This is a genomic window from Rhizobium leucaenae USDA 9039 (genome assembly GCF_000426285.1).
In the GTDB taxonomy this organism is placed as follows: domain Bacteria; phylum Pseudomonadota; class Alphaproteobacteria; order Rhizobiales; family Rhizobiaceae; genus Rhizobium; species Rhizobium leucaenae.
Genome location: NZ_AUFB01000010.1, coordinates 43,127 through 55,898, shown reverse-complemented (window position 1 = coordinate 55,898; position 12,772 = coordinate 43,127). Strand labels below are relative to the sequence as shown.

Below are 12,772 nucleotides of genomic sequence, written 5' to 3'. Positions count from 1 at the left end.
GGCGGGACCGTCATTCCCTGCTGCGCTGCGGTAGATGCTTCTGCCTCATGCAAAACTGAGCCCGAGCGTCCGGAAATTAGATTGAATAAGGATTAATCGCGAACGTAAAAGATTGTATCATTTCCGAAAAATCGGCAATTTTGTCCCATTTTGCGATTTCGGCATGATCTTCATGCGGTTCCCTCACATTTTCATTGCAAAGCACTATCGAATTTGATCGCCGCCACGCGGCCAGCGATTCCAATTTGCGGAAAAGCACAGTAGATCGAGCTGATATATCTCTAGGGAATCGCTTCATGCCGCGGACGAAGAATACGCAGGGCGCGCTCTACATGGCCGCAGCAATGGCTGGTTTTTCCTGCAGCGACGCACTGTCCAAATCAGTCATCGCGGTGATGAACGCCGGTGAGATCATGTTTCTCCGCGGGCTTTTTACCAGCGTCTTCGTCTATCTGCTTGCCTGGCAGATGGGCGCCTTGCGCTCCTGGAAAGTCATTCTGCAGCCGATGATCGCTCTGCGCGTCGTCTGCGAGGCGATCGCGGCCATAACCTACATCACCGCGCTCGGCATGATGCCGATTGCCAACGCCTCCGCCATCCTGCAGGCCCTGCCGCTCGCCGTCACCCTAGGCGCGGCCCTGTTCCTGAAGGAGCCGGTCGGCTGGCGGCGCTGGACGGCGATCACCGTGGGCTTTGTCGGCGTGCTCATCATCATTCGCCCCGGCCCCGATGGCTTCACGACGGCCGCCCTGCTTGTCGTCGCCAGCATGTTCGCGACTGCCGCCCGCGATCTGGCGACCCGCTGCGTCAGCAAGGATGTGCCGTCCCTGATGGTGACGGTCGTTACCGCGATCTCGATTTCCATCTTTGGCGCCCTGTCGATCGTCCCGCTCGGCGGCTGGCAGCCGATCAGCCTCGCCCCGTTCTTGCACATCCTGCTCGCATCGATCCTGGTGCTCGTCGGCTATCAATCGGTGATCCAGGCGATGCGCACGGGCGAAATCTCCTTTGTCGCACCGTTTCGTTATCTGAGCCTCATCTGGTCCGCGCTGCTCGGCTTGCTGTTCTTCGGAGAGACCCCGGATGCCTGGACCATGATCGGCTCCGCCATTGTCATCGCCTCCGGTCTCTATACATTCTACCGCGAGAGCAAACGGCAAGCGGCCGAGCGTGTCGCCCAGGAATCCGAGCCGCGTGTACCCGCCTGAGGTCGACAAGCATGCCCGGCTTCATCACCGATCCCGCCGAGATCCCGCCCTATCTGCTCGCCGGCGGCCGTTCCAGCCGTATGGGCGCGAACAAAGCATTTGCCCTCCTCGGCGGTGAAAGACTTCTGACGCGCATTGCGGCCCGCATCAGACGACAGCAGAAAATACCGGCCACACTGAATGCCGATGCCGACTGGCCGGATACGACAGGGCTGCCATTAGTTCCGGACACCGTCCCCGGCAAGCTCGGCCCGCTTGCCGGTGTGCTCGCCGCCATGCGTGATGCAGTGATAAGACACCCATATGCATCTCACATCGCTACCGTGCCGATTGATAGTCCTTTTTTCCCTGGCGATCTGATCGCGCGGTTGGCTCAAGCGATCGAAGGCCGCGACGAAATCGCCATCGCCGTATCGCTTGGCCGCGATCATCCGGTGTTCGGCCTCTGGCCCGTCTCGATTGCCGATGATCTCGAAACCTGGATTCTGAGAGACGACAAGCGGCGCGTCAGGGATTTTCTAGCCCGCCATAGCGTACGAACGGTCAGCTTTGCCATGATCCCAACTTCGATCGGTCTCCTCGATCCATTCTTCAACATCAACACACCCGACGACCTGACTGCCGCGGAAACATGGCTGGCGGCATTGGAGCAGACCTCATGACAACCAAGCGGCCCAAAATCTTCGGCATCGCCGGCTGGAAGAATTCCGGCAAGACCGGCCTTGCGGTGCGGCTTGTCACCGAATTCACCCGCCGCGGCTACAAGATTTCGACGATCAAACATGCTCACCATGACTTCGATATCGACAAGGTAGGCGCCGACAGCTTTCGCCACCGCGAAGCCGGAGCGCATGAAGTCACCATCGTTTCCGGTACGCGCTACGCGATCATGCACGAACTGCGCGGCGAGCCGGAACCGAGTTTCGAGGAAATACTGGCGCGGCTCGCCCCTTGCGATCTCGTCCTGATCGAGGGTTACAAGCGCGAGCCGATCCCCAAGATCGAAGCCCGCCGCCTGGAGGCCGCCAATCGCGCGCCCTTGGCGCCACAGGACCCGCATATCGCCGCTATAGCCGCCGACCATACGGTAGACGATCCCGGCGCGCTGACCGTCTTCGATCTCGACGATACCGTAGGGATCGCCGATTTCATCGCCGCAACGGTAAGTCTTGGCCAACCGACAAAATGACAAAGGCCGCCGGTTTCCCGACGGCCTCACGCGTTTGAGACAGGAAGAGCTTACTGGTTCGAAGCGACCGGACGCACCAGCGCCGTAACACGGCGGATGGTAACGCGGCGGTTTTCCTGCTCGGGCCCCTGCGTATTCACCTTGAGATATTGCTCGCCATAACCCTGGGTCACCAGGTTTTCCGGCGGGATGCCATAGACATCGCTGAGGACGTTGGCGACGGATTCGGCACGCTGATCAGAGAGTACCAGGTTGCTTTGCGCAGTGCCCACGGCATCCGTATGGCCTTCGATCAGGAAGGTCTCGGTCGGGTCCTTTTTGACGATCTTGCTCATGGCGTCTGCAACCCCGCGCAGCGAACTTGCCTGCGACATCGGGATTTCCGCACTACCTGTCGCGAAGGTGATCGTATCGAGGTCGATACGGCGCACCTTGTCGCGGATGCGGGCGGAATAACGCACTTCGTTCAGTGAATAGACCCGCTCGACAGGCTCGACCGGCGGTTCACGCAGGAAGTCGTAATAGTCCGAGTCACGTTCCGTACCAGTATCGATGATATATTGGTTGAGCGGAATGCGCAGGCGCATCGGCGGCAGTTCGTCGCCCGGATCGCGGAAGTAGTTATCGCGGTCCGGCTGATCCTCCAGTTCCGGCGAATAGAACAGCACGTATTCGCGGCCGCGCGCGTCGACGCGCGAGCGTTGAATGACGTCGCCATAGCGATTACGCACGGTGATGATGCGATCGCCGTCCGGCCGGTCGATGGTTTCGCGGTAACGGTCGCGCGGAAGCTGCTCGTAGATCGGACGTTCACCGTCGCGAACGAAGCGCTCGCTGTCATCGTGACGGACGACATAGTTATTGTCGATGTTCAGGATGACGCGATTGCCCTGATTGTCGTTCGGCTGGACTGCAATGCCTTCCGGCGCTGCAAAATCCGGCCGGCGGTTGAGGCGTCGGCCCTGCTCGCTCGTTATGGCTTCGATCTTCACGGGCTGTTGCTGCTGCCCGCCGAGCGCGCGTTGGGCTTCGGCATCGGAGGTTGGTGCCTTGCTATAGGCCGGCTGCACCGGGGCATTCTGCCCTTGTTGGGTCTGGACCTGACCTCGAGTCTGGCCCTGACCGGCCTGGCCACCGGCAGCTTGGCCGCCCTGGCGGAAGCCGCGCCGTGCCGCGTCCTTATCGCTATCCAGCACGGCAGCACCGTTCTGCACCGGCAGAATAACGGTTTCGTTGCTGGCAGCGGGATTTTCGGCGATCTTCTTTCGGCGCTCGAGCTCCTGTGGCGAGACCGGCGCGGCCGCGGGAGCCGCTGTCTGGGCACCCTCCTGAACGGCACCATTCGCAGGCGCCTGCACGGCATTGCCCTGGGCGGGCGCCCCGGTTTCGACATTCGGCTGCAGTTGTTTGCCGGTCTGCGGGGCCGCCTGGTTCTGCGGCTGAGCCTGCAGTTGCTGGCTCTTCTGCGCCGGCTGCTGTTCGGGCGTCGTTGCCGGCTGTTGCCCGGTCTGCTGCTCATTCAGCGGCAGCTTGCGGCTCGGTTTCTGACCCTGCTGCGTGCCGGGCTCGACCTGAGTACCAGGCTGAACCTGAGTCTTCGGCTGCGCCTGCTCAGTGGAAGGCGCCTGTTTCGGTGCCGGCGTTGCCTGCTGCTCGGTGGAAGGAGCTTGTTTCGTGGTGGGCGCTGCCTGCTGTTCGGCCGGCTGCTGTGCCGGTTCAGCCGTTTGACCCTGCTTCTTCTGATGCTTCTTTAGTTCTGGCTGACCTTGAGTCTCCGGCTGAGCCTGTTCGCTCTGAGATTGCTGTGCGGCGGGCGCCTGTTTCTGGGCGGGGGCGGCCTGTTGTTCTGCAGGCTGCTGCGCCGGTTCGGCCGCTTGCCCCTGCGACTTCTGATGCTTCTTCAGTTCGGGCTGGGCCTGGGGTTGGCTTTCGGGGGCAGCCTGTTGCTGAACGGCCTTCGTCTGCGGCGTTGCCTCCGGCTGCGCCGCTGGCTGTTGCTCCGCATTCTGCTTGTGCTTCTTTTGCTCCGGCTGAGCCTGCTGGGTTTCCGGTGTCGCCTGGGGCTGGAGTGCCTTGGGCTGCTGTGTTTCCTGTTGCTGCTTACCCGGTTTCAGCTGTTCAGGCTGCCCTTCCGGTTGGGCTTCCTTCATCTTGCGCTGCGGCTCGGCTCCCCCCTGCTGCGCTGGTGCGGCCTCGTGTTTCTTGCCCTGCGGCTCGCCCTGCTCTGCACCGCCCGGCTTCTTGCGCTTTTTCAGCTCCTCTTCGGATTGCCCGTCCGGGGCCGGCTGCTCCTGAGCAACTTCGAAAGTCGCATTGCCGTTCACGGCGGCCGAACTGGCGGCATCATTGCTCAACGGTGCGACGGCTTGTTCGCGCAGCGCTGTGGCAGCGGCCGGCTCGAACGCCAGTGTTAAGGACAGCAGCGGAAATGCGGCGCTGGCAAATAGTCTGGATCGCTTTCCCATAGTTGGGGTCTCCTTTTATTATCGTTATCCGCCAAGGTGCGGATCTCAGCCCGTGGAGCTGATGCCCGATGATCCCGGCCGATTTTCGGTGCTCATAGGGCTGAATCGCGGCAAGCGGTGATATGTTCCGAACAATTAGGCACCCGAAATTAACCCCGCCTGAACGCGCCGGAAGGCTGCCGTTCAGCTTTGTCGGGTCACGCAAGCGCTTTGGAGATAGTGTGTGTGACACACACCGGCTTTGTAATTCCAGTTGCAATTTGCGAAAAAAAAGTACGAATATCCGCGGCAGGCGGGCCACGCACCCGCTCCATTCTGGCCGGCCGCCAATGAAGAAAAATAGCCGCCGGTCGCCAACAGAGAGGATCAAAATGCGCATCTCAACTCGTCTTTTCGCCGCGGCATCGCTTGCCGCGATGTCGCTTTTCGCCGGGGCGGCGCTCGCCGAAGGCGATTCGATCGTCATCGGCACCGACGCCACCTACCCGCCATTCGAATCCCTCGACGCCGCCGGCAAGTTCGTCGGCTTCGACATCGACATCGCCAATGCGCTTTGCGATCAGATGAAGGTCAAATGCACCTTCGTAAACCAGGATTTCGACGGCATCATTCCGGCCCTGCAGGCCAAGAAGTTCGACGCCATCGTCTCGTCCATGTCGATCACGCCAGAGCGTGAAAAGACCATCGACTTCACCAACAAATACTACAACACCCCGCCGGCGATCGCCGTGCCAAAGGATTCGACCGTGACCGCAGCAACCGATGAGGCCCTGAAGGGCAAGACCATCGGCGCACAGTCCTCGACCACGCACGCAAACTACGCCACCGCGCATCTGAAGGACGCCGAGCTGAAGCTCTATCCGTCGCCCGACGAATACAAGCTCGACCTCGCCAACGGCCGTATCGACGCTGTCATCGACGACGTCGTGGTTCTCTCCGAGTGGGTCAAGTCCGATGCCGGCAGTTGCTGCAAGATGCTCGGCACGCTGAAGGTCGATCCGCAAATCAACGGCGTCGGCGCCGGCATCGGCCTCCGCAAGGGTGACACTGCGCTGAAGGACAAGTTCAACGCTGCGATCGCTGCAATCCGCGCCAACGGCACCTATAAGAAGATCCAGGACAAGTATTTCGACTTCGACGTCTACGGCGAGTGATCGGCCGTCGATTCCCAGGGAAAAGACGACGGCGGAAGCTTGCTCTTCCGCCGTTTTTGTTTGACAACCAATAAAAGATAAGAGAAACGCGGCAAAAGCTGCGAGGGGAAATACGGTATGAGCGGATTGTTTTCCGCGTTTGGTTCCTTTTGGGCCTGGGTGAATTACGCCTTCGATCCATTGTGCGGCCCCGCGGGGCTCTTCACCCTGTTCGGCCAGAACACCGTCATAGCCTGCGGAGATACCGGCTGGGGCGACGAGATTGCCGGCGGCCTCAAAATCACGATTACAGTGGCCGTCCTGACACTGCCGCTTGGCTTGATCATCGGCTTCCTGGTGGCACTGGCACAACAATCCGAAGAAAAGTCGCTGCGGCTCGCAGCCGGCGTATTCACCACCATCTTTCGCGGCCTGCCGGAGCTCCTGACGCTCTTTATCATTTACTACGGCATCCAAATTCTGCTGCAAACGGCGCTCGCTTACGTGGGCTATACCGGACAGGTCGAGATCAATGCCTTCGCCGCCGGCATGGTCGCGCTTTCGATCGTCTTTTCCGCCTATTGCTCGGAAGTTTTGCTGTCGGCCTTCAGAGCGATTCCCAAGGGACAATATGAGGCTGGCGATGCTCTCGGCTTTCACCGCGCACGCACCATGCGTTTGATCATCCTGCCGCAATTGATCCGCATCTCGCTTCCCAATCTTGGAAACCTCTGGATGAACCTGTTGAAGGACACGTCCTACGTTTCCGTCATCGGACTTGCTGACATCATCCGCCAGACGGGCCTTGCCGTACGCGCGACCAAGGAACCGTTCTTCTTCTATTTGGTTGCCTGCGGCCTCTATTTGGCCCTCGCCATCATCTCCTCGGCTGGGTTGCTTTACCTCGATCGCTGGGCCAAACGCGCGGAGTTTCGCCGATGAGCTATGCTGAAGTCTTGATCCCGGCACAGCCGGCACCGCCGGAGACGATGAAGCGCTTCTCCAAGGCCCGCGTTGCCGGTTATTTCTTCCTGGCCCTCTGGGCGCTGCTTGGTGTCGCGCTCATCGCCATGATGATCACCAATTGGGATAATGCGAAATTCTTCAAATTCGGCCCGCGCTTTCTGCACGGCCTCTGGATCACGGCGAAGCTGGTCGGACTTTCCTTCGTCTTCGGTGCGATCCTCTCCATTCCGCTCGCCTTCGCGAGAATGTCAAAGAACCGGGTCCTGAACGGACTCACCTATTGCTACGTCTATCTCTTCCGCGGCACACCGCTGCTGGCGCAGATCTTCATGGTCTACTATGGTTTCCCGCAGGCGCGCGGCTTCATTGATAGCATCGGTCTCTGGTGGTTCTTCCGCGATCCCTTCAATTGCGGCTTATTTGCCATGACGCTGAACACGGCGGCCTATCAGACCGAGATCGTCCGCGCCGCCATCCAGAGCGTCCATCACGGCCAAAGCGAAGCTGCGGCGTCGCTCGGCCTTCATAAGCTCGTCACCTTCTACAAGGTCATCCTGCCGCAAGCCTTGATCGTGGCGTTGCGCCCTTACGGCAATGAAATCATCCTCTTGATCAAGAGCTCGGCGATCGTCTCGATCATCACCGTCTACGATCTGATGGGTGAGACGCGCTATGCCTTCTCCCAGACCTATGACTACCAGACCTATCTCTGGGCGGCGATCTTCTATCTTTTCATCGTCGAGATCATGCGCAACGGCTGGGCGCGCATGGAAGCCTATCTGACGCGTCATCTGAGACGTTGATCTCATCCGGACGGCATCTCCTTGCGCTGCCTTGGCAGCACTCACACGATGAGGCTGCTATCACATTGATTTTCAGGAGGAAATTTGTTTTTCGCAACACTTTTGTAAAGCTTGGGTTTACCATGAGGTGTTTCCATTTTCCTGTGACCTCCGAGTCGCGAAGAACAATGGGAACAGAAAGAGAGACCTCATGCACAACGACATGCAAAAGCAGTTGCAAGGCTATGGGCTGACCACGGCGCAGATCATCTATCGCCTGCCGGATCATCCGCAATTTCTTCAGACCTATATCTGGCAGGACTATGATCTCGCTCCGAATTTCCCGGAAATGCGCGGTTTCCTGAAGTTCTGGCAGGAGAAACTGGACGGGCCGTTACATTCGGTGCGATATGTTCACCGCCGGCTGATCTCGGCGACCGAGTGGCGGGCGGTGAAGGGAGAGTTCATCCTGCACTAATCAGGCTTTGCCAAGCGATCAGACATGCGCTTCGCCATGGGCAAAATCACCGTCATCCGGCCCGCGACGTAATGCGCCATATAGAATGACGGCGTAGAACACGGCTACGATTACGATCACCGGCCAGCCAGGGATCGGTCCGAGTGCGGCGTTGTCGGCAATATAGCTCCATGAATGCACAAACTCTTGCGGGGTGCCCTCCGTTTGCAGCCTCGGCGTCGAGATCTTCAAGATCCACGCCAACAGCAGGATTGCATACATCCAGCAATAATTCCGCCGCAGGCGCCGCTGCATCGCTTCGAAATAGCTGAGCAGAAACCGCGGTGCGCGCAGGCTTTTGGCTATCGACAGCGCCCAATCGGGATTAAGATCGGCTTCAGGTGCCAGGATCTGCGCAAAATAGCTGCGTTCCAGTTGCCGTATCCGTGCACGATAGACATCAAAGAAGCGATAGCGCCGCGCCTCGATCATCAGCAGCAATGTGATCAGCATCATGCCGAACAGCAATACGCCATGATGCGACGTCGGTGATGAAAGCGATACGGAAAGCAGCGCCGCAACGACGGTAATCGCCCAGTTCGAGGTCCGGTCGATGCGGTCGCGCCAACTGGTCATTCGCCCAAGCTCACCGCGGTAATAATGCGTCAACGTATTGGTGATCTCCCCCGTCGTCGCCGGCATGGGCGGCGGCTTCCGATCGGCGGCGCTGCCCAGGAGATGGGACGTGGTGAGCTCGGTGGCCATGGTTTTTTCCTCCTTTTTTCTTCTTTCGCGCAACGGCCTTATGGCCTGCCCCTGTTGCGAACGAATATTTTGCTCCTTCAACGCGGCCATTGCAAAAGCCTTTCAAGCACCTTAATGCCTCCCTAACGAATGAAGGACCGATCGCTCATGGCAAAGAAAAAAATCGACGAAGACGCGCTGGCAGAAGCCTACAACCGCGCCCTTGCGCTCGAAAAAGCCGGCGATATCGACGCCGCGGTCAAGGCCTATGAGGATGTGCTGACGATCGATCCCGAGGACCACGGTGGCGCAGCCGTGCGCATCGCCTCGATGGGCCGCGGCGAAACGCCGGTAAAGGCGCCGGATGCCTATGTCGAAACCCTGTTCGATCAGCATGCCGAAGTTTTCGAGGATGTGCTTGTCGAGCAGCTTGGCTATCACGTTCCCGTTCTCGTGCGCCAGCGGCTGCAGGCACTCGGCCTCGGCCCCTTCAAGCGCATGCTTGATCTCGGCTGCGGCACAGGACTTACCGGCGGCACGCTGCGCGACATCGTCGAGGACATCACCGGCATCGACATTTCCGAAAACATGGTCGAAGTCGCCCATGAGAAGGATCTCTATGAGACCCTGTTCGTCGCCGAGGTCGAGGATTTCCTCGATGATAATGACGAGGAGCCGTTCGACCTGATCACCGCCACCGATGTGTTGCCCTATCTCGGCGCTCTGGAGCCGCTCTTCTTCGGCGCCGCCGAAAACATGACGCCCGGCGGTCTCTTCATCTTCTCGTCGGAAACCTTGCCCGAGAACGCCATGGCGGGCCGCCCCTATATGGTCGGTCCGCATCAGCGTTTCGCGCATGCCGAAAGCTATGTTCGCGAACGGCTGACGGCGACCGGGTTCGAGCTGATCGAAATCACCGACATCAACGTCCGCATGGAAGAGGGCCACCCGACGCCAGGCCATTTGGTCATCGCGCGCCTTATCGCTTCGTGATCTGACCTTTTCGGCGGCCGACCAAAATACTTACCCAGTCGGCTAAGTATTTGTTGCGCGCGAGACTTCGATCTGTTACTTAGCCATTTAGATAAGTTTCAGCATTAGCCTCGATGCAGGAAAGGTCGTTGCATGTCTCTCATCCTCTATCAGCATCCGCTGGCCTCCTTCTGCCATAAAGTCCTGATGGCGCTTTATGAGAACGGTACACCGTTTGAAAGCCGGATCATCGATCTTGGCAACGAAGAGTCGCGTGCATCGCTGCTGCGCCTCTGGCCGATCGGCAAATTCCCTGTGCTGCGCGACGAGGCGCTCGACAGCACCATTCCCGAAACCAGTATCATCATCGAATATCTCGACCGGCACTATCCTAGCCCGACGCCGCTATTGCCGGGCGATCCGACGGATGCGCTCTGCGTCCGCCTCTGGGATCGCTTCTTCGATCTCTATGTCCAGGAACCGATGCAGGCGATCGTTGCCGATATTCGCCGTCCGGAAGATGAGCGGAATCCCAAAGCCGTCGCGCGGGCGCAGGCATCGTTGCGTACCGCCTACGGCATGATCGAGCAGCAACTGGCCGAAAAGCTCTGGATCGCAGGGGATGTTCTGACTATGGCGGATTGCGCCGCGGCCCCCGCATTGTTCTATGCCGAAACGCTCGTACCCTTCGGCGACCAGCAAGTCCGGCTGCGGCAATATTATCAACGCCTGCTCGATCGTCCGTCCTTCGCGCGCGTACTCGATGAGGCGAGGCCCTACTTCCATCTCTATCCCTATAGCCAGAAGCTTCCCATCCAATTCCGTCCGGAACAACGGCATGCTTGACGACCCTCTAGAGCTCGACCGAATGTTCCAGGCCCTGTCGGATCAGAGCCGGCGCGGTATGATCGACCGCCTCGGCCGTGGTCCCGCCTCGGTGATGGAATTGGCTCAGCCATTCGCGATGGCGCTGCCGACCGTGATGAAACATCTGCAGGTACTGGAGACCGGCGGCCTGGTGAATTCCGAAAAGATCGGCCGAGTGCGAACCTACCAGCTTCGGAAGGAAGCGCTGGATTCAGTCGAGCGCTGGATCGCCGAGCGGAAGGCGGGGTGGAACAAAACCTTCGACCGCCTCGACCAGTTTCTTGCCGACAATTCCGAGGAGACAGCGGTGAAATGACCGAACGAACGACGGAACACACGACAATTACCATCGAGCGCCACTTCAAGGCGCCGCTGCCGCGGGTCTTCGGCGCCTGGGCAGTGGCCGAGAACAAACGCCAGTGGTTCGCCTGCCATGGGGATTGGACGCCGCTCGAATTCCAGCTCGACTTTCGCCCCGGCGGCAGTGAGAGCAACCGTGTCGCCTCGACAGACGGCGTGATACATGCCTATCAGGGCCGCTACATCGATATCGTACCAAATGAACGTATCATCTACGCCTTCGACATGATGCTCGACGACAAGCGCATCTCGGTGTCGCTGGCAACCGTCACCTTCGCGCCGGAGCCCGCCGGCACTACGATGCTTTTTACCGAACAGGTGGTCTTTCTGGACGGCTACGGCGACAATGGCTCGCGGCTGATGGGCACGGAAATCGGCTTCGACAACCTGCGACTTTATGTCGAGGCTGATGAACGCCGCCCGAACTAGCGTGCATGCGCGTCAAACCTTCCAGGCTTCCGGCGTACTTGTCGAGAAATCGGTCTTTCGTCCCCCTCGCCTTTCCGCTAAGCCTTCAGGCAAATTCTTGGAAGGAGTCTTCGCGAATGGCAAAGGTCGCTTTTATCGGCATGGGCGTCATGGGCTATCCCATGGCGGGGCATCTGAAGGTCAAGGGCGGTCACGACGTCACCGTCTATAACCGCACCGTCGCCAAGGCGGAGGCATGGGTCAAACAATTCGACGGCAAGTTTGCCCCAACCCCTGCCGCCGCGGCCGAAGGCGCTGATTTCGTCTTCACCTGCGTCGGCAATGACGACGATCTGCGTTCGGTGACGATCGGCCATGATGGCGTGCTCTCCGGCATGAAGGCTGGCGCGATCCTGATCGACAACACGACGGCGAGCGCCGAAGTCGCCCGCGAACTTCATGCCGCAGCCAAGGAAAAAGGCGTGGACTTCATCGACGCTCCCGTCTCCGGTGGTCAGGCCGGCGCGGAAAACGGCGTGCTGACCGTCATGTGCGGTGGCGATGAGGCCGTGTTCGAAAAAGCAAAGCCCGTGATCGACGCCTATGCCCGCATGGTCGGCCTGATGGGTTCCGCCGGCGCAGGCCAGCTCACCAAGATGATCAACCAAATCTGCATCGCCGGCATCGTTCAGGGCCTGGCCGAGGGCATCCATTTTGGCAAGCAGGCGGGCCTCGACATCGAGAAGGTCGTGGACGTCATCTCCAAGGGCGCAGCCGGCTCCTGGCAGATGGAAAACCGCCACAAGACCATGAATGTCGGCAAATACGACTTCGGCTTTGCCGTTGACTGGATGCGCAAGGACCTCGACATCGTGCTGTCTGAAGCGCGCCGCAACAAGGCCAAACTGCCGCTGACGGCTTTGGTCGATCAGTTCTACGGCGATGTCCAGGCCCTCGGCGGGAATCGCTGGGATACGTCATCGCTGCTCGCCCGACTGGAGCGGAAATAATCCGGCCTGGTCCGAGCACTAAGGGGAGAACGCCGCCAGTTCACCGGACCAGGCGGCGCCTGCTTCCAGCAAATGATGAGCGAAGACCGTTTCACAAGCCAACAACCTTCGCTACGCTAAGCGGCATTTGCTGCCGGCTGACAAGAACGGCCGATGAAAAGAGTTGCGGAGGCCTGGTGTTTCAAATTTCGGATAATTATTCCGCCTTTCC

The 12,772-nt window shown here is 59.6% G+C and carries 14 protein-coding genes; 12 read left to right on the top strand and 2 right to left on the bottom strand.

The features are described from left to right. The first annotated feature begins 296 nt into the window (after positions 1-296). From K290_RS0116650 to mobB, 3 genes are read left to right on the top strand one after another with little or no spacing between them, the layout of a single operon-like run. Positions 297-1,208, top strand: a complete 912-nt coding sequence (locus K290_RS0116650) for a DMT family transporter (protein ID WP_028752980.1) — start codon at positions 297-299, stop codon at positions 1,206-1,208. A gap of 11 nt (positions 1,209-1,219) precedes the next feature. Further along, on the top strand, positions 1,220-1,870 hold the full coding sequence (gene mobA / locus K290_RS0116645) for a molybdenum cofactor guanylyltransferase MobA (RefSeq protein WP_037135612.1): 651 nt from the start codon (positions 1,220-1,222) through the stop codon (positions 1,868-1,870). Then, positions 1,867-2,397 carry a molybdopterin-guanine dinucleotide biosynthesis protein B gene (gene mobB / locus K290_RS0116640; protein ID WP_028752978.1) on the top strand — a complete coding sequence of 177 codons (531 nt, stop codon included), beginning with the start codon at positions 1,867-1,869 and terminating at the stop codon, positions 2,395-2,397. The genes mobA and mobB overlap by 4 nt, the downstream gene beginning before the upstream one ends. 50 nt (positions 2,398-2,447) lie before the next feature. On the opposite strand, the gene K290_RS0116635 is transcribed toward mobB, so the two are convergent. Next, positions 2,448-4,862, bottom strand: a complete 2,415-nt coding sequence (locus tag K290_RS0116635) for an OmpA family protein (RefSeq protein ID WP_028752977.1) — start codon at positions 4,860-4,862, stop codon at positions 2,448-2,450. Between the two features lie 371 nt (positions 4,863-5,233). Here K290_RS0116635 and K290_RS0116630 point away from each other — a divergent pair, with 371 nt between their 5' ends. The 4 genes from K290_RS0116630 (at position 5,234) to K290_RS0116615 (ending at position 8,221) form a co-directional block, all read left to right on the top strand. Next, entirely contained in the window at positions 5,234-6,016 is a 783-nt protein-coding gene (locus K290_RS0116630) for a lysine/arginine/ornithine ABC transporter substrate-binding protein (RefSeq protein ID WP_028752976.1), read from the top strand. Positions 6,017-6,133: 117 nt separating this feature from the next. Continuing rightward, entirely contained in the window at positions 6,134-6,937 is an 804-nt protein-coding gene (locus K290_RS0116625; RefSeq protein WP_028752975.1) for an ABC transporter permease, read from the top strand. Continuing rightward, complete coding sequence (locus K290_RS0116620; protein ID WP_028752974.1) at positions 6,934-7,764, top strand: ABC transporter permease; 831 nt, start codon at positions 6,934-6,936, stop codon at positions 7,762-7,764. The genes K290_RS0116625 and K290_RS0116620 overlap by 4 nt, the downstream gene beginning before the upstream one ends. Before the next feature lie 190 nt (positions 7,765-7,954). Continuing rightward, the gene (locus tag K290_RS0116615; RefSeq protein WP_028752973.1) at positions 7,955-8,221 is read left to right on the top strand and encodes an usg protein; all 267 of its coding nucleotides are present in this window, start codon (positions 7,955-7,957) and stop codon (positions 8,219-8,221) included. A gap of 18 nt (positions 8,222-8,239) precedes the next feature. On the opposite strand, the gene K290_RS0116610 is transcribed toward K290_RS0116615, so the two are convergent. Continuing rightward, positions 8,240-8,965: a DUF2270 domain-containing protein gene (locus K290_RS0116610; protein ID WP_028752972.1), complete on the bottom strand. Its 726-nt coding sequence runs from the start codon at positions 8,963-8,965 to the stop codon at positions 8,240-8,242. Between the two features lie 147 nt (positions 8,966-9,112). Here K290_RS0116610 and K290_RS0116605 point away from each other — a divergent pair, with 147 nt between their 5' ends. From K290_RS0116605 to K290_RS0116585, 5 genes are all read left to right on the top strand, one after another. Beyond that, positions 9,113-9,937, top strand: a complete 825-nt coding sequence (locus K290_RS0116605; protein ID WP_028752971.1) for a class I SAM-dependent methyltransferase — start codon at positions 9,113-9,115, stop codon at positions 9,935-9,937. A gap of 132 nt (positions 9,938-10,069) precedes the next feature. After that, the gene (locus K290_RS0116600) at positions 10,070-10,762 is read left to right on the top strand and encodes a glutathione S-transferase family protein (protein WP_028752970.1); all 693 of its coding nucleotides are present in this window, start codon (positions 10,070-10,072) and stop codon (positions 10,760-10,762) included. After that, entirely contained in the window at positions 10,755-11,099 is a 345-nt protein-coding gene (locus tag K290_RS0116595; protein ID WP_028752969.1) for an ArsR/SmtB family transcription factor, read from the top strand. The genes K290_RS0116600 and K290_RS0116595 overlap by 8 nt, the downstream gene beginning before the upstream one ends. Next, positions 11,096-11,572, top strand: coding sequence for an SRPBCC family protein (locus K290_RS0116590; protein ID WP_028752968.1), 477 nt, complete (start codon positions 11,096-11,098; stop codon positions 11,570-11,572). Before K290_RS0116595 ends, K290_RS0116590 begins: the two co-directional genes overlap by 4 nt. A 5-nt stretch (positions 11,573-11,577) precedes the next feature. Beyond that, a complete protein-coding gene (locus tag K290_RS0116585) occupies positions 11,578-12,561 on the top strand; it encodes an NAD(P)-dependent oxidoreductase (protein WP_280749529.1) in 984 nt (327 codons plus the stop codon). Positions 12,562-12,772: the final 211 nt, after the last annotated feature.

Bases quoted from the DNA above. Each gene is read 5' to 3' on its own strand.
- K290_RS0116650 (WP_028752980.1), top strand. From the start codon at position 297: ATGCCGCGGACGAAGAATACGCAGGGCGCGCTCTACATGGCCGCAGCA.
- mobA (WP_037135612.1), top strand. From the start codon at position 1,220: ATGCCCGGCTTCATCACCGATCCCGCCGAGATCCCGCCCTATCTGCTC.
- mobB (WP_028752978.1), top strand. From the start codon at position 1,867: ATGACAACCAAGCGGCCCAAAATCTTCGGCATCGCCGGCTGGAAGAAT.
- K290_RS0116635 (WP_028752977.1), bottom strand. From the start codon at position 4,862: ATGGGAAAGCGATCCAGACTATTTGCCAGCGCCGCATTTCCGCTGCTG.
- K290_RS0116630 (WP_028752976.1), top strand. From the start codon at position 5,234: ATGCGCATCTCAACTCGTCTTTTCGCCGCGGCATCGCTTGCCGCGATG.
- K290_RS0116625 (WP_028752975.1), top strand. From the start codon at position 6,134: ATGAGCGGATTGTTTTCCGCGTTTGGTTCCTTTTGGGCCTGGGTGAAT.
- K290_RS0116620 (WP_028752974.1), top strand. From the start codon at position 6,934: ATGAGCTATGCTGAAGTCTTGATCCCGGCACAGCCGGCACCGCCGGAG.
- K290_RS0116615 (WP_028752973.1), top strand. From the start codon at position 7,955: ATGCACAACGACATGCAAAAGCAGTTGCAAGGCTATGGGCTGACCACG.
- K290_RS0116610 (WP_028752972.1), bottom strand. From the start codon at position 8,965: ATGGCCACCGAGCTCACCACGTCCCATCTCCTGGGCAGCGCCGCCGAT.
- K290_RS0116605 (WP_028752971.1), top strand. From the start codon at position 9,113: ATGGCAAAGAAAAAAATCGACGAAGACGCGCTGGCAGAAGCCTACAAC.
- K290_RS0116600 (WP_028752970.1), top strand. From the start codon at position 10,070: ATGTCTCTCATCCTCTATCAGCATCCGCTGGCCTCCTTCTGCCATAAA.
- K290_RS0116595 (WP_028752969.1), top strand. From the start codon at position 10,755: ATGCTTGACGACCCTCTAGAGCTCGACCGAATGTTCCAGGCCCTGTCG.
- K290_RS0116590 (WP_028752968.1), top strand. From the start codon at position 11,096: ATGACCGAACGAACGACGGAACACACGACAATTACCATCGAGCGCCAC.
- K290_RS0116585 (WP_280749529.1), top strand. From the start codon at position 11,578: ATGCGCGTCAAACCTTCCAGGCTTCCGGCGTACTTGTCGAGAAATCGG.